The following is a 17,640-nucleotide window of genomic DNA, read 5'->3' as shown; positions in this document are numbered from 1 at the left end:
GCCTCCTGCCGGCATCAGCCGACTGGCGGCCCGCCAGACTGGCGGCAAAAGGGCCGCAACCGGGAGGGCCTCAGTCATGCTGGCCCCCGAAGCACTGGACGTTGATGAGCTCGCAGCTGGTCTCCTGCACCCGCTCCCAGAGCGCGTCGAAGTGCCCCATGAAGCCACCTATGGTGAGCCAGAGGATGAACAGGCCCGACATCATGCTCACCGCAAAGCCGATGCTGAAGATGTTGAGCTGGGGGGCCGCACGGGTCATCACCCCGAACGCGAAGTTGATCAGCAGCAGGGCGATGATGGCCGAGAGCGCCATCACCAGAGAAGCCTGATACATGACCCCGAGAAAGCTCACCAGGCTGCGGATGGCAGGCAGGGTGAGCCCGCTGTCAGATACCGGCAGGGTTTCGAAACTCAGCACCACCATGCGCAGCATCAGCAGGTGGCCGTCCACCGCGAGAAACACCAGGGTCGCCAGCATCAGGTAGAACTGGCCCACCACGGGAGCCGACTGGCCGTTCATGGGATCCACCAGGGTGGCAAAGCCCAGGCTGGTCTGCATGGCGATGACCTGACCCGCCATCACGAAGGTCTCCAGCAGGAACTGGGTCATGAGGCCAAGCGCGATGCCGATGAGCAGTTGCTGCCCCAGCACCAGGAAGCTGCCGAGGGAGAAGAGCTCGATCTTCGGCATGGGGGGCAGCAGGGGGGCGATGATGAGGGTGATCGCCAGCGCCAGGCCGATGCGGATATGGGCAGGGGCGAGCCGGCTGCCGAAGACCGCCATCACCATCAGGAGACTGCTCACCCGGGCCAGGGGCCAGAGGATGGAGGAGAGCCACTCCATGATGAGCGCCGTGGTGTAGGTCATGACAGCGGCACTCCCGGCAGGAACAGGCCAACGGGAGGACGCAGGCCCAGTTCTGCCTCGGCCAGAGCAAAAGAGTGGCCCTTGGCTGGCATCAGCCCACCACCTCGGGGATCTGGCTCACCATCAGCTGGAAGAAGTCCATCAGACTTTGCAATCCCCAGTGAGCCCCCGCCCCCAGGGCCAGCAGGGTGACCACCAGACGGGGCAGGAAGCTCAAGGTCTGTTCGTTGATGGAGGTGGCGGCCTGGAAGATGGCGACCACCAACCCCACCATCAGGCTCGGCAGGATCACGGCGCACACCATGATGGTCACCAGCCAAAGCGCCTCGCGAAAGACGTCGACGAAGGTTTCAGGACTCATTGCTCTCTCCTTGTGATGGGTTTGCCCAGGGCCGCATCCTCCCGGCCTCCTCTTTCGAGAGAAAGAGAGGCCTCGCTTCCTCCCCGAGTGAATGGGAGAGCCGGGGGAGGGTCTGCCCTCCCCTAACCACCCGAGCCCAGCCCGAAGCTGGTGGCCAGGGAGCCCAGAATGAGGTTCCAGCCATCTACCATGACGAACAGCATCAGCTTGAACGGCAGGGAGACCAGCATGGGGGAGAGCATCATCATCCCCATGGCCATCAGGATACTGGCGACCACCAGATCGATGACCAGGAAGGGCAGAAACAGCATGAAGCCTATCTGGAAAGCGGTCTTGAGCTCGCTGGTGACAAAGGCCGGGATCAGCACCCGCAGCGGCACGTCAGCAGGCTCGGCTACCTGCACGTTCGCTATCTCCATGAAAGTATTGAGATCCTTGACCCGGGTCTGGGCCAGCATGAACTGGTGAATGGGCAGCTCCGCCTTCTCCAGGGCCTCCTTGGCCCCGATGGTCTCGGCCAGATAGGGCTGCAACGCCTCGTTGTTGATGCGATCCAGCACCGGCGACATGATGAAAAACGACATGAAGAGGGCGATGCCGATCAGCACCTGATTGGAGGGGCTCTGCTGCAGACCGATGGCCTGGCGCAGGATGCCGAGCACCACGATGATCCGGGTGAAGGAGGTCATCATGATCACCATGGCCGGCAGGAAGGAGAGCGCGGTCATCAGCGCCAGTACCTGCAGGGTCAGGCTGTACTCCTGACTGCCATCCGCCATGGTCTTGACGGTGAGTGCCGACATGCCGTCCTGGGCCATCGCCAGGGGCGAGAGCACCAGGGAGAGCAGTGCCAGCCACCGGGTCCAGTTAACGTTTTTCATGCTTGCCCATCAGTTTGCCCAGTTGCTCGGAGAACGCCTGGGGCTGGCTCTCGTCCAGCGGCTCCTCCAGGCGATAGAGGAAGTTGACCTGCTGCGGCGTCACCCCGACCAGCAGCTGCTGGCCGCCCACCTTGACCACCATCAGCTTCTCCTTGTAGCCAAGGGGCAGGGTGGCGATGACCTTCATCTGGCCCCCTCCCATCACCTGGGAGAGCTTGCTCTTCTTGAGCAGAAAGCCGAGCACCAAGATGAGGCCGATCACCATCAGGCTGGAGAGCAGCCAGGAGATGAGGCTGGGGGGATTGGCCCCTACCCCCGGGGTGGCCAGGGCAGGCAGGGAAAACAGCCACAACGGGAGCACACGGATCATTTGAGCTTCTTGATCCTTTCAATCTGGCTGATGACGTCGGTGAGGCGGATACCGAACTTGTCGTTCACCACCACCACCTCGCCGTGGGCGATCAGGGTACCGTTGACCAGCACGTCCAGGGGCTCACCCGCCACCCGATCCAGCTCCACGACGGAGCCCTGGTTCAGTTGCAGCAGGTTGCGAATGCTGATCTGGCTGCGGCCCACTTCCATGGCGATGGTCACCGGGATGTCCAGAATGGTGTCCAGCTTGCGCCGCTCTTCAGCGCTGATGGGGGCTTCGTCCTTCAACTCCTCCAGGGGGGCAGGCTTGGCTTCGGCCGTGACCTGCTCCTCCAGTGCGGCCGCCCAGGCGTCAGCCATCAAATCCTGCTCGTCATCGGTTCCGCTCATCTTCAATTCCTCAGTGTTGCAACACCTCCCCGGGGGGAGGATCAATCAGGGTGTTTGTCAGAGATGCTTCGCTCGAGCTCTTCCAGCTCGGCTTCGCCATCAATGCGCACGCCCCCGCGGGTCACCAGATGCATCTCTGTCTTGACCCCGTCAGGGCGCTTGATTTTGTCGGTGATCTTGAGCGCCACGTTCTCCTTGGTGCGCCCCATCTTGGCGTGGAAGGTGGGCAGATCCTCCACGAACACCAGCAGGTTCTCCGGCATCTCCACCGGGATGATGTCCCCGGGTCTGAGCTCCATCAGTTCACGCAAGGAGAGCTCGGTCTCCAGCAGCTTGGCCTTGAGCTCCACCTTGACGTCCATGATCTCGTCGCGCAGGGCCTTGCTCCAGCGCACGTCGGTATCCCCCTTGTCGCTCTGCACCCCCGCATCCAGCAGTTCGCGGATGGGTTCCAGCATGGAGTAGGGCATGGCCACGTGGAAGTCGCCGCCACCGCCGTCCAGCTCGATGTGGAAGGAGCTCACCACGATCACCTCGGTGGGGCTGACGATGTTCGCCATGGCCGGGTTCACTTCGGAGTCGAGGTATTCAAAGCCCACGTCCATCACCGGCGCCCAGGCATCTTTGTAGTCCTCGAACACCAGCTTGAGCAACATCTGGATGATACGCCGCTCGGTGGGGGTGAATTCCCGCCCCTCGATCTTGGCGTGGTAGCGGCCATCACCGCCAAAGAAGTTCTCCACCAGGATGAAGACGAGCCGCGCCTCCATGGTGATGAGCGCCGTCCCCTTGAGGGGGCGGAAACGCACCATGTTCAGACTGGTGGGCACGAACAGGGTGTGGACATATTCGCCGAACTTGAGCATCTGCACGCCGTTGATGGAGACCTCGGCGGTGCGCCGCATCATGTTGAACAGGCTGATGCGCATGTGGCGGGCAAACCGTTCGTTCACCAGCTCCAGGGTCGGCATGCGGCCGCGGACGATGCGGTCCTGGGAGGAGAAGTCGAACTGGGCGATACCGGGATCCCCGGCTGATCCCAGCTCCTCCTCCTCGACATCGTCGACGCCGTGCAGCAGGGCATCAATCTCGTCCTGACTTAACAGATCGCTCACGCTTCACCTTTCATTGCATGACAAAGCCGGTAAACAGCACTTGTTCGATTACGGGAGAAGAGACCAGGTCGTTCAGCACCCGGCGGCACTCTTCCAGCGAATCCTGACGCAGCTTCTCCTTGCCCTCGAAGGTCATCAGCTGTTCAGCGGTCGCCGAGCTGAAGACCCGCAGCAAGGTGCCTTCGATCAGGGGAATGTTCTGTTTGGCCAGGGTTTCGTCGGCGGTGCCGCGCACCATCAGCTGGATCTTGATCTGCACCAGCCGATCCCGCTGGCCTCCCGCCACGTTGAACACGAAGGGACGGGGCATGCCCACATAGAGCGAGGGCTGGGGCGTGTTCGCCTCCGGCTTGGCCTCGCTCTTTTCGGCAGCGGGCTCATCCCCACCGGCGAGCATGAACCAGGCGCCGGCGCCACCCCCACCAAGGAGCACGACGGCCAGGGCGACTATCATGATCAGCTTCTTTTTCTTGCCTGCCGCCGGATCCTTCAGCGTCAGTTCGTTATCGTCTGCCATCCCTTGTCCACCCTAGTCTCAAACTTGTTCGGTATCATAAACTTACTTAAGAATGCATCAAGCATAGAAATCGATTCCGGCATCGTTTGCCGATTCCACCAGCAGCGTGAGGTTGCGAGCGCTCCCCTCGGCCTCTCTGCCATCGCTGCCGCCGCCATTTCCCCCCTGTCGCCCCTGGTCACCGAAACCGGACTGACCCTGGGAGGATGACTGCCCTTGCTGCTGGAAGGCTTGCTGCTGCGCCTGTTGTTGCACCACGGTCTGGCCGAGCTGGATCCCCTGCCCTGCCAGCATGTCGCGCAGGCGCGGCATGGCTTGCTCCAGCATCTCACGGGTCTGGCCATGCTGCACCACGAAGTGCACGCTGGCCTGGCTGGAGGCATCCATCTGGATTTGGATCTTCATCTTGCCAAGCCCCAGGGGGTCTAGCTGGATCTCCGCCTGTTGCAGCTTGTCCGCCAGCATCAGGTTCACCTTGTGGTGCAGCTGCTCGGGGGCCTCAGGGGTCGCCAGCTTGAGGTGGGGCAGGCTCTGGGGCTCCCGTCTGACGGTCGACTCGGCCAGCGGTCGGTTCTCGCCGACCTGGCTCTGTGCCTGATGCAAAGGCTGGCTCCCCTCGGCGGGTTCACTGCCCTTGACCTCCATCCCCGACTGTTTGCCCAGCTCTTCGAGCCGGGACTTGTCCACCGCGGGCTTCACCGACACGGCCGCGCCGGCGGCCACCACGGGGGCGCTCTCCATCTGGTCCAGGCCCGCCGAGAGGGCCGTCAGGGGAGCCTGTGCCCCCTGGGATTCATGACGGGCCAGGATCTGCGGCGCCACCTGCACGGGGGCCGGGTCCTCCGTCGTCACGGGCTGGCTGCTCCCTGCATTCACCGCAGGCTCGGCCCCTGCACGGGCTCCCTGCCCGCTCGCGGCCTCAGCCTGTCTGGCCTCACCGGCGACAGGGGCGTCCTTCTCTGTCCCTGCCGCCGTCGCGGGCGGGGCGGACTCCGGTGTGGCTGCAGGGGCCGGCCCCTGCGCCACCGTCCGGATCACGCCATCGCCATAGGCGCTGGCGGCACGGGAAGCGGTTGTCCCCTGTCCGGCCGACGCCAGGGGATCGGTCACCTGTGCCTCTTGCGATGAGTCAACCCGGGTGACAGTGGGAGCCAGGGCGTTTTCTCCTGCCACTACTTTGGCGAGCAGGGCGGCACGCTCCTGACCCGAGAGAGGGGGCTCACCCCCCTTGGCATCCGGCTCCGCTCCCTTGCCTGCCATGGGCTGGCGGGTCGCTCCGCCCTGGTCGGCCACGGCAGTGTCATCGGCCAAGGGGGGCTCTTCGGCCCCCAGCGGCAGAGCCCCCTGACCGCTCGGCACGGTGCTGGCGCCTTGGGTCGCACCGGGAGCAGCTTTCGCTTTGTTCCCTTCCTGCTGACGCTCTGGCGCCATCTGCGGCAGGGAGGCGCTCCCCTCTGTCGCCTCCACGCTCTCTGCCAACCCCACGTCCTCTGCCATTCCCACCCCCTCTGCCATCCCAGGCGCAGCGGCGCCAGGCGGCAAGGGGTTGCCGTCCACAGGCGCCGCCGCCTCACCGGCCATGGCGGGCGATGTCGGGGGCACCACCAGGCTCACATCCTGGCGCAGGGAGGCTTGCAACTGTTGCAGGAAGTCGTCGGGAGGCAGCTCGCCCTCGTCGTCCGCCCCCTTCAAGGAAGACGCGGACTCGGTGGCGGGCTCGTCAGACGCCAAAGATTTGGCAGCCGGGGCAAGCCCCTCCCGGGCGCCCTCGGCGGGCCCCTGGAGCGCTGGATTTCCCTGGCTGGCTGGCGCCTTGCCCATCAGCTGGGCCATGGCTTGCGAGAAGGCGGCCTTGCCCTCGCCTGACGGCTGCACGCCCCCTTCGCCCCCGACGGTGGGAGCCAGCAGGGTGGCACTGCCATCGGCAGAAGGCGCCTGGGGGAGAGTGCTAATCAAGGGGGTCTGTATCATGCTGGGATCCCTGACGACGATTCGGTGACGGCCGCACATGCGGTCATGGCTTGGCCCATCGGCCTCGCATGACCGGAAGAAAGCAAATTACAGGCCAGATTGGTGATAACGACGCAGGATGGCGTAGTCATCCAGCATCTTCTGCTCCTGGCGCTGGGCCTTCTGGCGCACCTTGTCCGCCTTCTTCTCCAGCAGCAGCTCGACCGCCTTGCGCCGCTGCTGGGCTTCGAGCCACTGGGTGCGGCACTCGGCCAGCGCCTCGCGCACTTGCAACACCCCTTGGTACTGCTGGGTCGCCGCGTTTTCGAGCTTGTTGATGAAGGCGTGATACTGGCTGTTCTGCTGGGGGCTGATCCCCTGCAGACCGCGCTCCGTCCACTGCTGGTGGTAGATCTGGCGGTACTGGTTGAGGGCGTTCTGCTGATCCATGAACAGCTTGAGATCCTGCTGGGCCTTGGCCAGCGCCATGGCGGCCTGCTGTTCAGCCTCCTCCAGCCGACTCGCCAGCAACGTCAATCCTTTACTCATAAGGGCTCTCCACCGGTCAACGCATCAGGGGCATGGCCACCAGTTGCAGGGATTGCAGGCCTTCATCGTAGTGAATGACCTCGCGCATTTTCTGCTGCAAGAACTGATCCAGATAGGGTTTCTGGATGATGGCCCGGTCGATGCGCGGATCCGATCCCTGGCTGTAGGCGCCGATGGTGATGAGATCCCGGTTCTGCTGGTAGAGGGAGTAGAACTGCTTGAAGGTGCGCGCCAGCTCCATGTGCTCCGGTGAGGTCACCATGGGCATGACCCGGCTGATGGATTTTTCGATGTCGATGGCCGGATAGTGGCCCGCATCCGCCAGCTCCCGCGCCAGCACGATGTGGCCATCGAGGATGGCCCGGGCCGCGTCGGCGATGGGATCCTGCAGATCGTCCCCCTCCGTCAGCACGGTGAAAAAGGCGGTGATGGAGCCCTGGCCGTCGCTGCCGTTGCCGGCCCGCTCCACCAGCGCCGGCAATTTGGCAAACACCGAGGGGGGATAGCCCTTGGTGGCCGGCGGCTCCCCCACCGCCAGTGCAATTTCCCGCTGTGCCTGGGCGTAGCGGGTGAGGGAGTCCATCAGCAGCAGCACATTGAGCCCCTGCTCCCGAAAATACTCGGCGATAGCGAGCGCCGTCTCGCACCCCTTGAGGCGCATCAGCGGCGAGGCATCGGCAGGGGCGGCCACCACCACGGCGCGCTCGCGCCCCTCGGCGCCGAGGATCTCCTCGATGAACTCCTTCACCTCCCGGCCCCGCTCGCCGATGAGGCCTACCACGACGACATCCGCCACCGAGCCCCGGGTCATCATGCCAAGCAGCACGGATTTGCCGACACCGGAGCCGGCGAACAGCCCCATGCGCTGACCCCGGCCCACGGTGAGCACGGCATTGATGGCCCGTACCCCCACATCCATGGGTTGATGGATGGGGCGACGGGCCAGGGGATTGATGCGGTGCTGGGCGAACTGCACCGTCTGGGACGAGAGGATGGGGCCGAGCCCGTCCAGGGGCTGGCCGATGCCATCGATGACCCGGCCAAGCAGACTCATGCCCACCGGAATGCCGTGATCTTCGGTGACGGGCACCACCCGGGCGCCGGGAATAACCCCCTTGAGCTGCTCGCTCGGCATCAAGAACAGGCGATCCCCGGCAAACCCCACCACCTCGGCCTCCAGGGCCCCATCCTGGGTATCGATGCGGCACAGGGAGCCGATGGCAGCGCGGCAGCCGATGGCTTCCAGGGTCAACCCCACCACCCGGGTGAGCTTGCCTGCCACCGGTGGTATGGGGGCCTGCTCGCGAACCCGGTAGCCTTTAAGCCGATCAAGAAGGGGTGCCGTCATGTCGCCTCCGACGATGAGTGCCTGATGATGCCGTCAGCAGGGCGCTGCACGACGGGTTCGAACCGGGCCATGGCTCAGCTCGCGTTGTCACGCAGGAAGTTGCGCAGCAGCTGATCGATGCGCCCACAGAGGGTGAGATCGATGCTGGAAAGCTCGGTGGCCAGTTGCAGATCACCGGGGGAGAAGGTGGGCTCGCTTTGCAGCCGCCAGTGGCGCCTGGCGCACTCCTCGGCGCCAAAGGCGGCCTCTACCCGGGTCACATCCTCCGGGTGCAGCATCAGGGTAACCCCCTGCTCGGCGGCAGGGAGCAGGGCCAACCCCTGCTTGAGGGCCTCCAGCAGCAGCGTGGGGGAGGTTTGCGCCTCATGGCGGATGAGGGCGCGGGCGAGCTGTTGCACCAGGGCGATGAGCTGCTGCTCCACCGCCTCGTCCATCTCGCCAAGGGGAGTGGCCAGGCGTGAGACCAGGGCTTGCCAGCGGGCTATCTCCAGCTCCACCTGCTCCCGCCCCATGGCGAGGCCCTCTTCCCTGCCCTGCTCCAGCCCGGCCTGGTGGCCCTGCTGCAAGCCTTCGAGCTTGCCCTCTTCCAGCCCCTTGGCAAAGCCGGCCTCGCGCCCCTCGCGCATCCCCTCCTCCCAGGCGGCCTGACGAATCGCCTCCACCTCTTCGGCGGTGATGCTGGGGGCGGGCTCTTCGGGTTGTTCTTCCGGCAGGGCCGCATCGGCCTGCTCCTGACGATACCAGTCAGGAGCCAGCCCCAGGGCATTGGTCTCGACCTCGGCTTCGGTCTCCATCTCTGGCCAGCCCCAGGTCTCAATCTGCGCCGTGTCGGACTCGGGCCTCAGATAGCCGCGCAGTTTGCTGTTCTTGTCATTCATGTGCCGAAGAGACTCCTATCGAGGGCCGGGTACAGGAGCCGACATCATCGCACATTCCATGGCCCATGGCTTAGAGGAACTCTTCGCCACCACCCGCCCCCAGCATGATCTCGCCCGCATCCGCCAGGCGGCGCGCCGTGGAGAGGATCTCCTTCTGGGCGGCTTCCACCTCGGAGACCCGGATCGGCCCCATGGCCTCGAGGTCGTCCGCCAGCATCTCGGCGGCCCGCTTGGACATGTTCTTGAATACTTTTTCCCGCATCTGGTCGTCCGACCCCTTGAGGGCCCGTTGCAGCAGATCCCCGGGCACTTCCCGCAACAGGGTCTGGATGCCCCGATCGTCCACGTCGATGAGGTTTTCGAACACGAACATCAGATCCTGGATCTGCTGGCTCATCTCCTCGTCCGACTCGCGGATGGAGTCCATCAGCTGCCCTTCGATGTTGGTGTCCAAGTAGTTCATGATGTTGGCCGCCGCCTTCAGGCCGCCCATCTTGGCCGCCTGGGCACCGGCCGCACCGGCGAACTGTTTCTCCATGATGTCGTTGAGCTCCTGCAGCGCCGCCGGTTGCACCTCTTCGAGGTTGGCGATGCGCATCACCAGATCCAGGCGCACCTGCTCCGGGAACTGGCTCAGGATCTCGGCGGACTGCTCCGGCTCCAGATAGGAGAGGACGATGGTCTGGATCTGCGGGTGCTCGTTCTGGATGATGCTGGCCACCTGGCGGGCATCCATCCACTTGAGGGAGTCGAGGCCGCGGGCACCTGACCCCAAGATGATCTGATCCACCAGGTTGCTGGCCTTGTCCTCCCCGAGCGCCGCCACCAGGGCCTTGCGCACGAAGTCTTCACTGCCGATGCCGATGTTGGTGTACTTCTGGATGTCGTCGATAAATTGACGATGCACCGCCGCCACCCGATCGTGGCTGAAATCCGACATGGAGGCCATGGACATGCCGAGCCGCTGCACCTGCTTGGGCTCGAGGTGACGGAAGATCTGGGCCGCGTCCTCCTCGTTGAGGCTCAGCATCAGCACCGCCGCCATCTCCATGCCGCCCATCTGATCCAGGATCAAACGCTGGCTTTCGGTGATGTCGTTGCCGGTGACCTGGCTTTTATTCTCTTCAGGCATCTTTGGTTACCCATTCTTTGATGACCTGGGCGGCCAGGTCAGGTTCGTTCGCTACCAGGGCGCGCACGGCCTTGAGCAGATCCTCGTCACGGTGCAGGTCAGGCAGCTTGAGCTGACCATCCCGCAGACCGAATACCGGTTCGGCCTCGGCCTGGGCGGCCAGCAGGCTCAGTTCGTCGTCGCCACCCAGCACGGTGTGGTTGTCGAAGTCCAGCTCCCCTTCCGGCTTGGCGTCCGGGTAGAGCAGGCGCTTGAGCATGGGCCGCACCACGGTGACGATGAGCACTATGATGACCAGCACGGAGGCGGCGATGCGCACCGCGCGCCAGAACCAGGGCTGCTCGTAGAGAGGGATGTCGGCCACGGTCTCGAGTTCCGGGCGGTTGAACGGAATGGCGACCACCTCCAGGGTATCCCCCCGGGTCACGTCAAAGCCCAGACCGCCGCTCAGTAGACGGCGCAGGGTATCGAGTTCGGCCTGGCTGCGGGCTTCCCGGGTCACGGCACCGTCGGCGCCGGGGATGGCCTTGTAATCCACCGCCACCGACACCGTCATGCGGCGAATGCCGCCCTGCTGGCGCCGGATGTGGCTGACGGTGGTGTCCAGTTCGAAGTTGCGGGTCGCTTCCTTGCGGGAACGGCCGGAAGAGGCGGTTCCTTCTGCGCCGGCTGCCTGCTCGGGAATGTTGGACGCAGCGGGCGGCTGGTTGGAGAGGGCGCCGGGTACCCCGCCGTTGCTGCCGCTGGCGCTGTTCTCTTCCATGGTCATTTCGGAGCGCACCGCCGGCAAGTCCGGGTTGTAGGTCTTGCGGGTCTGTTCCTGCTGGGAGAAGTCGAGGGAGAGATCCACCTCTGCCGTATAGTTGTCGGCCCCCAGCACCGGGATCAGGATGGCGTCAATTTTTTGTTTGTATTCGAGCTCCTGCTTCTGCTGCATCGCAAACTCCTTGCGGGTCTGGGCAGAGAGGGGATCCTGGGAGCCGGAGTTGAGCAGGCGACCGTTCTGGTCGGTCACGGTGACGCGGGTCGGCTCCAGACCGTGAACGGCGGAGGCGACCATGTCGACGATGGAGTCCACCTCACCCTGGCCCAGGGCGTTGCCCTTGAGGCTCAGGACCACGGTGGCGCTGGGCTTGCGTTCGTTGCGGGCGAACACGTTGTCTTTCGGGATGGCCAGCAGCACCTGGGCCTTGGCGACGTTCTGGAACTGCTCGATGGCGCTCGCCAGCTGACGCTCGCGGCTCAGTTTCAGGCGCTCGCTCTCCATGCGCTGGCTGACGCCGAAGCTGGAGTCCTTGAGCAGGATGGCTTCGCCGTCGTTGCTGGCGTCGCTGTTGTTGGCCAGACCGGCGCGGGTCAGGCGCAACCGGATGTCCGCATAGTTTTCAGCACTGACCAGCACGCTCTTGCCATCCACCTGATAGGGGATCTTCTGCTGATCCAGGTAATCCAGGGTGGAGACCAGTTCCTGGGTGGTGAAGGTGCCGAGGGGACGCATCTCCGGCTCCTTGCCCCACAAGAGGATGAAGACGGCGATGGCCAGACAGATGGTCAGCCCCAGGATCAGGGTGATCTGGCGCAACACATCGGTGTTGGACAGGAAGCCCAGCGCCGAGCTCTTCTGCTCGTGCTCGTCGAGGGCGGCCGCCCCCTCGTTGTTGATCAGCAGATCGCCGTTTTGATCAGTTGCCACGGTTTATGTCCTTATTGCTGACATCTTCATGATGCTCGGTCGCCATGGGCCCGAGTTACACCGGCATGTTCATGATGGTCTTGTAGGCATCGACCATCTTGTTGCGCACCTGCACCGTCGCCTCGAAGGCGATGGAGGATTTCTGGCCGGCGATCATCACCTGGGAGAGATCCACCGACTTGTCGCCGAGATCGAAGCGGGTACGCAGATCGTTGGCGGTGCCCTGCAACTCGTTGACGTTGTCCAGGGCCTGTTGCAGCATCTGGCCGAAATCGGAGCTGACCGGACGACCGGGCTGGGTCAACGGCGTGGCACCGGCTTCCACCTTGAGGGCCTGCATCTCTTGCATCAGGCTGCTTGCGCTAATTTCCATCTTCCCTTCCCAGACAAATCATTGACACTGACTGGCTTAAAGCAATAAAGGTGCCAACCAGAGCGAGATCTCGAGATCAGGGATAAAAGCGGGGCGCGATCAGGCCGGCGGGCACCGGCCATCCGGGGATCAGGCCGCAGAGCCGGGGGGATCGCCCAGCAACAGCCGCAGGTAACTCAGGTGCAGATCGTAGTGCTCGCCTGCAGGCAGCTTGGCCAGCACCTCGTCGCGCAGGTAGCGGGCCTTCTCCCCCGCCTGCTCGGGGGCCACCAGCCCCACGCTCACCAGCCTGGCGATGATGGCATGGGAAAGCGCCAGGCTGGCCTCGTCGGCCTCCCCCCAACCGAAGGATGCCCCCTGATCACTCTGTGTCAGGCAGGGTTCGAGCGGTGCCACCAGATCCCCCCAGACCCAGAACGCGGCCGGGATCCCCTCCTGCAGGCGCAGATAGATGCTCTGCTTGTCCCACTCCCGGCGGTGGGCAGCCATCCGCTCCTGTTCGGCCTCATGGGTCATCTTGCTCTCCTTGTCGCTGGACTCTGTGCGGCGCCCATGAAAAAGAGGGCCCAAGGCCCTCTTTTTACTGCAAGTCCCGACAATTAAACAGAGTGCACCTCGATCTCCTCCAAGAAAAAACGAGTCAGATCGGCAGGGATCACTTGTTCAGGTCATCATCCAGCCAATACTTGGAGCCCGAGATGTTGGCGTCAAGCAACAGCCCCTTCTCGCCAATCTGGTAGATGGCCATGCCGCCATTGTACTTGGCGGTGAGCTCGGCGCTCTCCTTGCCCGCCACGGCGCCCACCTCGGAGGTGGCTTCCCACCCCTTGCTGACGAAGGCATCGAACCTCGCCTTGTCCTCGAACAGGATCACCTGCTGGTAGAACTTGCCGCCGATCCCGGCCGCAAGACCGGCACCGAACATCTTCATGTAGGTGTGCTTGCCACTGGTGCGATTGACGGCGACCCCGGCCCCCTGATTGGTGTGGATCATCAGGGAGAACTTGCGCGAGTCGAACACCGCATAGCCATAAGCCTTGTCAAACAGCAACTTGGCCGAGGGCTGTTCGTTGAACAGCCGCACCAGGGCGGTATCGGCCATGGTATCGAGGGCGGTTCTCGCCTCCTCCGGGGTCTTGGGCTCGAGCATGGTGTCGAGCTTCTTGTCGGCGGCGGTCAGCCACTCCTTGCCGGTGGCCGCGCTCTCTGCCGTCCAGGCCCCCGCCTTGTTGTAGGCTTCGGCCCCCCAGCTGGACACCGACTCCCAGGTCTCCTTGGAAAAATCGGTGATCCCCTTCCACGCCTCCTTGCTGGTATCGCTCACCGCGGTACCGAGTTCGGAGGCGGCCTCCTTCAGCTTTGCCCAATCGGCCAGACTGGGGGTCGAGGCCAGCGCCAGTGCCGTGGCTATCACCAGGAATCGAATCTTCATTGTTTCCACCCTCTGTGATGAGTCGAAGGTCACAGTAGCAGATCTGGCGCCTGCCCGTTAAGGGCATCCCCCCGGCGCGGGTCAGACGCTGACGCGCAGGGGCTCAACGAAGCCGTTTGCCCTGACCGTCCACCACCTGCTCGCCATCCTCCTTGGCAAAGGCCCCTTGCTGCGGCTCAGGCAGGATATCGAGCACCACCTCCGACGGGCGGCACAGCCGGGTGCCGAGGGGGGTGACCACGATGGGCCGGTTGATCAGGATGGGATGGGCCAGCATGGCATCGATCAGTTCGTCATCGCTGAAGCGCGCTTCCGCCAGCCCCAGCGCCTCGTAGGGGGGCACGTTCTTGCGCAGCAGATCGCGCACCGGCATGCCCATGGCGGCGATCAGGGCCACCAGCTCGTCGCGGGAGGGGGGCGTCTCCAGATAGTGAATGATGGTGGGCTCCACGCCGCTGTTGCGAATCAGCGCGAGGGTGTTGCGGGAGGTGCCGCACTCCGGGTTGTGATAGAGGGTGATTGCACTCATTTGCCTGTCTCTCATGACTCAAGTGAATAGAAATGGGTTAGTGGCCATCCGTTAGCGGCTTAGCCCCGCCTCGTACCAGGGTTTGCTGGCGTTGACCACGCGCACCACCAGCAGCATGACCGGCACCTCGATGAGCACCCCGACCACGGTGGCGAGCGCCGCGCCGGAGTGAAAGCCGAACAGACTGATGGCGGCGGCCACCGCCAGCTCGAAGAAGTTGGAGGCCCCGATCAAGGCGGAAGGGCAGGCCACCGAGTGCTTCTCCCCCACCTTGCGGTTGAGCCAGTAGGCGAGCCCGGAGTTGAACAGCACCTGGATCAGGATGGGCACCGCCAGGAGGGCGATGACCAGCGGCTGCTCGATGATGGCGTTGCCCTGAAAGGCGAACAGCAGCACCAGGGTGAGCAGCAGGGCCGCCACCGACCAGGGCTGGATGCGGATCATGACGCCGTCAAAATGGGCCTGCCCCTTTCTCAGCAAGGCCTTGCGCAGCAGCTGGGCGAGGATGACGGGGATGACGATGTAGAGCACCACCGAGGTGAGCAGGGTATCCCAGGGCACGACTATGCTGGAGACCCCGAGCAGCAGCGCCACCAGCGGGGCAAAGGCAAACACCATGATGAGGTCGTTCACCGCCACCTGCGACAGGGTGAAGTAGGGATCGCCGTTGGTGAGGCGACTCCAGACAAACACCATGGCGGTGCAGGGGGCCGCTGCCAGCAGGATCAGCCCAGCCACGTAGCTGTCCAGCTGATCCGCCGGCAGCCAGTCGGCAAACAGCACGCGGATGAAGAGCCAGCCGAGGAAGGCCATGGAGAAGGGCTTGACCAGCCAGTTGATGAAGAGGGTGACCCCGATTCCCTTGAGGTGCCCCTTCACCTGGTGCAGGGCGCCAAAGTCGATCTTGAGCAGCATGGGGATGATCATCACCCAGATAAGCAGCCCCACCGGCAGGTTGACCCTGGCCACCTCCATGGCGCTGATGGCCTTGAAGAGGCTCGGTAACCCCTGCCCGAGGCCAATACCCACCAGGATGCAGAGGGCGACCCAGGCGGTCAGATAACGTTCAAAAAAGCCGATGGCAGGGGCTGCCTTGGCCTCACAGCTTGCAGACATGATGACTCCCGGTGCGATCCACGCTCGCACCCCAGGTTGAATAGATAAATGGCACGGCACATGGGCATCGACAGCCCTGGCCCGTTACGACTCGCCGCAGCAGGGCGACGACACCTCGGCGCGGGAAGCGCTGCCGGGCCCGGCGGGCAGCAGGCCGCACGCCTCGGGATGACCGGCGCAGCACTCCTCGGTGAGGTAGGCGATCACCCCCAGCATCAGGGGGATGTTGGCGCGATAGCGCAGAAAACGCCCCTCCTGCTCCACCGACAGCAACCCGGCGTTGAGCATCCCCTTGAGGTGAAACGAGAGGGTATTGGGAGCGATGTCGAGCTCGCCGGCCAGCTCCCCCGCGACCCGCCCCTCCAGCCCGGCCTTGACCAGCAGCCGCCACACCTCGAGCCGGATCCCGGAAGCCAGCGATTCAAAGACCTTGGTGGCCGTCTCTTTGTTCATGGGTCTCCCCCCTTGGATGCTTCATTTCAACTATACAAGAATTATTGAAATGATCAAAGTGTCACCACCGAGCCGACATCGCGACGGGACGGGCCACCAGAGGCGCCGTCCCGGCCATGTCGTGCCCACTAGCGGCCTCATGTCAGTCATACGGCTAATATCTGGCCTCTCTTTATAAGGCACTCTTATGACCTTACCCCGGACAATCCTCCCGTTGGCCGCCCCGCTCACCGCGGCGCCCTGCCCCGCCGCAAAGCCGCAATGCCGCAGAACAACCCCGGCGCCGGATGCACCAAAAGGCGATGAAACGAGAAATAGCCCCAGGGCCCCGCCATCAGATGACGGGGCTTGGGGAATCCGGGAGAAACCGGGGAGGAGAGAGGGGCGCAATCAGGTGATCACGGGATCCCGATATTGCCGGTGGATGGCACAAAACGCCTCCCGGCTTTGCAGCGCCGCCGCGACGCAGACAGGGTCGAACTGGCTGCCTGCATGGGTCTTGAGGTATTCAAAGGCCGTTTCGAGGGGCCAGGCCTGCTTGTAGGGTCGCTCGCTGGTAAGGGCGTCAAACACATCCGCCACCGCGACGATGCGGGCTTCCAGGGGGATCGCCTCCCCCGCCAGTCCTTCCGGGTAACCCTGACCGTCGAAACGCTCGTGGTGGTAGGCGATGATGTTCTTCAGCATGTCGGTGTGATGGATGCCGTCGAGGCCGAACTCGCGGATCATCAGGGCAATCATCTCTCGCCCCTTGAAGGGGTGGGTCTTCATCACCCCGTACTCCTCGGCCGTGAGCTTGCCCGGCTTGAGCAGGATGGCGTCGGGCACCGCAATCTTGCCGATATCGTGCAGCTCGGAGAAGAGGTGAATGAACTCCACCTCCTCGTCACTCAAGGGGTAATGGGCCGCCACCTCCCGGGCGATGAGCCGCGAATAGGCCGACATCCGGTGCAGGTGATTGGCGGTCTCCTCGTCCCGGTAGCGGCTGAACTCCCGCACCGTGGTCAGGGCACCGTTCAGGGTCTGGATGGAGAAGAACTCCACCGCGATGATGGCCGCCAGGATCTGGGCATAGGCCGCCAGCTCACCGCAAATGGCGCCATCGAAGTAACCGGGCTCTTTGGCATCGCAAAACAGAAAGCCGAACAAGCGACTGTTGAGCAGCAGCGGCTCGGTATAGCTCGACGCGTACCCGGCCGCCAGCACTTTGCGGCTGTGCTCGGAGGGGGAGCCAAGCAGGGAATCCAGGGTGTCGAGCACCCTGGGCTGCTGATGTTCGGCCAGGTAGCGCAGGGAAGGCACCTCGCTCAGCCTGACCTCGTACTGCAACAGCGGCGAGCCCCCGTCCGTGCTGTGGGCAAAGGTCTTGAGCTGGTCCGTCTGCGGGTCGTAGATGGCGATCGCCACCCGGCTCAACTTGTCAAACCGCTGCCTGAGGGTGGCGTGCACATTCTGCACTTTCTCACCAAATGAACTCTCCATCCCGCACATCCTTCTGATAGGCCTGTTGGGAGTATAGTGACACCCGTTTTGCCCCTCCTGCCAAATGGTGACGGCGCACAGGGATCGTGATCCCGCCCGCACTGGCGACGGCCCCCTCCCTGCCCGTGGTCATGTCACGCCCGCCCCACCCCGCTTCCCCGGGCAAAGAGATTGTTCGCTTCCGACGTGTCGGCTGTATAG

Annotated in this window: 20 protein-coding genes; all 20 read right to left on the bottom strand. The window is 64.0% G+C overall.

Annotated elements, in window-relative coordinates:
• Nucleotides 1-70: 70 nt before the first annotated feature.
• Nucleotides 71-868: a flagellar biosynthetic protein FliR gene (fliR, locus tag AB5Y80_RS12800; RefSeq protein WP_010673928.1), complete on the bottom strand. Its 798-nt coding sequence runs from the start codon at nucleotides 866-868 to the stop codon at nucleotides 71-73.
• 91 nt (nucleotides 869-959) lie between these two features.
• On the bottom strand, nucleotides 960-1,229 hold the full coding sequence (gene fliQ / locus AB5Y80_RS12795) for a flagellar biosynthesis protein FliQ (RefSeq protein WP_010673927.1): 270 nt from the start codon (nucleotides 1,227-1,229) through the stop codon (nucleotides 960-962).
• A 122-nt stretch (nucleotides 1,230-1,351) separates the two neighbouring features.
• Entirely contained in the window at nucleotides 1,352-2,110 is a 759-nt protein-coding gene (gene fliP, locus AB5Y80_RS12790) for a flagellar type III secretion system pore protein FliP (protein WP_010673926.1), read from the bottom strand.
• Nucleotides 2,097-2,480, bottom strand: coding sequence for a flagellar biosynthetic protein FliO (gene fliO, locus AB5Y80_RS12785; RefSeq protein WP_368173016.1), 384 nt, complete (start codon nucleotides 2,478-2,480; stop codon nucleotides 2,097-2,099). Before fliO ends, fliP begins: the two co-directional genes overlap by 14 nt.
• Entirely contained in the window at nucleotides 2,477-2,872 is a 396-nt protein-coding gene (gene fliN, locus AB5Y80_RS12780; protein WP_010673924.1) for a flagellar motor switch protein FliN, read from the bottom strand. The genes fliO and fliN overlap by 4 nt, the downstream gene beginning before the upstream one ends.
• Nucleotides 2,873-2,913: 41 nt before the next feature.
• Complete coding sequence (fliM, locus tag AB5Y80_RS12775; RefSeq protein WP_041212627.1) at nucleotides 2,914-3,987, bottom strand: flagellar motor switch protein FliM; 1,074 nt, start codon at nucleotides 3,985-3,987, stop codon at nucleotides 2,914-2,916.
• A 10-nt stretch (nucleotides 3,988-3,997) separates the two neighbouring features.
• Nucleotides 3,998-4,504: a flagellar basal body-associated protein FliL gene (gene fliL / locus AB5Y80_RS12770; protein WP_010673922.1), complete on the bottom strand. Its 507-nt coding sequence runs from the start codon at nucleotides 4,502-4,504 to the stop codon at nucleotides 3,998-4,000.
• Between the two features lie 57 nt (nucleotides 4,505-4,561).
• Complete coding sequence (locus AB5Y80_RS12765) at nucleotides 4,562-6,475, bottom strand: flagellar hook-length control protein FliK (RefSeq protein WP_368173015.1); 1,914 nt, start codon at nucleotides 6,473-6,475, stop codon at nucleotides 4,562-4,564.
• 87 nt (nucleotides 6,476-6,562) lie between these two features.
• The gene (gene fliJ, locus AB5Y80_RS12760) at nucleotides 6,563-7,003 is read right to left on the bottom strand and encodes a flagellar export protein FliJ (RefSeq protein WP_039039911.1); all 441 of its coding nucleotides are present in this window, start codon (nucleotides 7,001-7,003) and stop codon (nucleotides 6,563-6,565) included.
• 16 nt (nucleotides 7,004-7,019) lie between these two features.
• Nucleotides 7,020-8,351 (bottom strand): flagellar protein export ATPase FliI, encoded by a 1,332-nt coding sequence (gene fliI / locus AB5Y80_RS12755; protein WP_029314163.1) that lies wholly within the window; start codon nucleotides 8,349-8,351, stop codon nucleotides 7,020-7,022.
• Nucleotides 8,352-8,425: 74 nt separating this feature from the next.
• Nucleotides 8,426-9,229 (bottom strand): flagellar assembly protein FliH, encoded by an 804-nt coding sequence (gene fliH, locus AB5Y80_RS12750; RefSeq protein ID WP_368173014.1) that lies wholly within the window; start codon nucleotides 9,227-9,229, stop codon nucleotides 8,426-8,428.
• A gap of 70 nt (nucleotides 9,230-9,299) precedes the next feature.
• Entirely contained in the window at nucleotides 9,300-10,361 is a 1,062-nt protein-coding gene (gene fliG / locus AB5Y80_RS12745; RefSeq protein ID WP_010673917.1) for a flagellar motor switch protein FliG, read from the bottom strand.
• Nucleotides 10,354-12,054, bottom strand: a complete 1,701-nt coding sequence (gene fliF / locus AB5Y80_RS12740; protein WP_010673916.1) for a flagellar basal-body MS-ring/collar protein FliF — start codon at nucleotides 12,052-12,054, stop codon at nucleotides 10,354-10,356. The genes fliG and fliF overlap by 8 nt, the downstream gene beginning before the upstream one ends.
• Nucleotides 12,055-12,109: 55 nt before the next feature.
• Nucleotides 12,110-12,427 carry a flagellar hook-basal body complex protein FliE gene (fliE, locus tag AB5Y80_RS12735; RefSeq protein ID WP_029314161.1) on the bottom strand — a complete coding sequence of 106 codons (318 nt, stop codon included), beginning with the start codon at nucleotides 12,425-12,427 and terminating at the stop codon, nucleotides 12,110-12,112.
• A gap of 129 nt (nucleotides 12,428-12,556) precedes the next feature.
• A complete protein-coding gene (locus AB5Y80_RS12730; RefSeq protein ID WP_324033282.1) occupies nucleotides 12,557-12,943 on the bottom strand; it encodes a hypothetical protein in 387 nt (128 codons plus the stop codon).
• Nucleotides 12,944-13,082: 139 nt separating this feature from the next.
• Entirely contained in the window at nucleotides 13,083-13,859 is a 777-nt protein-coding gene (locus AB5Y80_RS12725; RefSeq protein WP_109112489.1) for a hypothetical protein, read from the bottom strand.
• A gap of 103 nt (nucleotides 13,860-13,962) precedes the next feature.
• Nucleotides 13,963-14,388 carry a glutaredoxin-dependent arsenate reductase gene (gene arsC, locus AB5Y80_RS12720; protein ID WP_368173013.1) on the bottom strand — a complete coding sequence of 142 codons (426 nt, stop codon included), beginning with the start codon at nucleotides 14,386-14,388 and terminating at the stop codon, nucleotides 13,963-13,965.
• A gap of 51 nt (nucleotides 14,389-14,439) precedes the next feature.
• Nucleotides 14,440-15,504, bottom strand: a complete 1,065-nt coding sequence (gene arsB / locus AB5Y80_RS12715) for an ACR3 family arsenite efflux transporter (protein WP_368173012.1) — start codon at nucleotides 15,502-15,504, stop codon at nucleotides 14,440-14,442.
• Between the two features lie 84 nt (nucleotides 15,505-15,588).
• Nucleotides 15,589-15,957: a helix-turn-helix transcriptional regulator gene (locus AB5Y80_RS12710; RefSeq protein WP_182976421.1), complete on the bottom strand. Its 369-nt coding sequence runs from the start codon at nucleotides 15,955-15,957 to the stop codon at nucleotides 15,589-15,591.
• A gap of 390 nt (nucleotides 15,958-16,347) precedes the next feature.
• A complete protein-coding gene (locus AB5Y80_RS12705; protein ID WP_039039918.1) occupies nucleotides 16,348-17,439 on the bottom strand; it encodes an HD domain-containing phosphohydrolase in 1,092 nt (363 codons plus the stop codon).
• Nucleotides 17,440-17,640: the final 201 nt, after the last annotated feature.

This window comes from Aeromonas sp. R2-1 (assembly GCF_040908425.1).
Classification (GTDB): Bacteria; Pseudomonadota; Gammaproteobacteria; order Enterobacterales; family Aeromonadaceae; genus Aeromonas; species Aeromonas caviae.
This window is presented reverse-complemented; position numbering and strand designations above follow the sequence as displayed.

Coding starts and splice junctions, on each gene's coding strand:
- fliG (WP_010673917.1), bottom strand. CDS start 10,361: ATGCCTGAAGAGAATAAAAGCCAGGTCACCGGCAACGACATCACCGAA.
- arsB (WP_368173012.1), bottom strand. CDS start 15,504: ATGTCTGCAAGCTGTGAGGCCAAGGCAGCCCCTGCCATCGGCTTTTTT.
- arsC (WP_368173013.1), bottom strand. CDS start 14,388: ATGAGTGCAATCACCCTCTATCACAACCCGGAGTGCGGCACCTCCCGC.
- fliL (WP_010673922.1), bottom strand. CDS start 4,504: ATGGCAGACGATAACGAACTGACGCTGAAGGATCCGGCGGCAGGCAAG.
- AB5Y80_RS12730 (WP_324033282.1), bottom strand. CDS start 12,943: ATGACCCATGAGGCCGAACAGGAGCGGATGGCTGCCCACCGCCGGGAG.
- fliP (WP_010673926.1), bottom strand. CDS start 2,110: ATGAAAAACGTTAACTGGACCCGGTGGCTGGCACTGCTCTCCCTGGTG.
- AB5Y80_RS12765 (WP_368173015.1), bottom strand. CDS start 6,475: ATGATACAGACCCCCTTGATTAGCACTCTCCCCCAGGCGCCTTCTGCC.
- fliQ (WP_010673927.1), bottom strand. CDS start 1,229: ATGAGTCCTGAAACCTTCGTCGACGTCTTTCGCGAGGCGCTTTGGCTG.
- fliR (WP_010673928.1), bottom strand. CDS start 868: ATGACCTACACCACGGCGCTCATCATGGAGTGGCTCTCCTCCATCCTC.
- fliJ (WP_039039911.1), bottom strand. CDS start 7,003: ATGAGTAAAGGATTGACGTTGCTGGCGAGTCGGCTGGAGGAGGCTGAA.
- AB5Y80_RS12710 (WP_182976421.1), bottom strand. CDS start 15,957: ATGAACAAAGAGACGGCCACCAAGGTCTTTGAATCGCTGGCTTCCGGG.
- fliI (WP_029314163.1), bottom strand. CDS start 8,351: ATGACGGCACCCCTTCTTGATCGGCTTAAAGGCTACCGGGTTCGCGAG.
- fliE (WP_029314161.1), bottom strand. CDS start 12,427: ATGGAAATTAGCGCAAGCAGCCTGATGCAAGAGATGCAGGCCCTCAAG.
- fliO (WP_368173016.1), bottom strand. CDS start 2,480: ATGATCCGTGTGCTCCCGTTGTGGCTGTTTTCCCTGCCTGCCCTGGCC.
- fliN (WP_010673924.1), bottom strand. CDS start 2,872: ATGAGCGGAACCGATGACGAGCAGGATTTGATGGCTGACGCCTGGGCG.
- fliH (WP_368173014.1), bottom strand. CDS start 9,229: ATGAATGACAAGAACAGCAAACTGCGCGGCTATCTGAGGCCCGAGTCC.
- AB5Y80_RS12705 (WP_039039918.1), bottom strand. CDS start 17,439: ATGGAGAGTTCATTTGGTGAGAAAGTGCAGAATGTGCACGCCACCCTC.
- AB5Y80_RS12725 (WP_109112489.1), bottom strand. CDS start 13,859: ATGAAGATTCGATTCCTGGTGATAGCCACGGCACTGGCGCTGGCCTCG.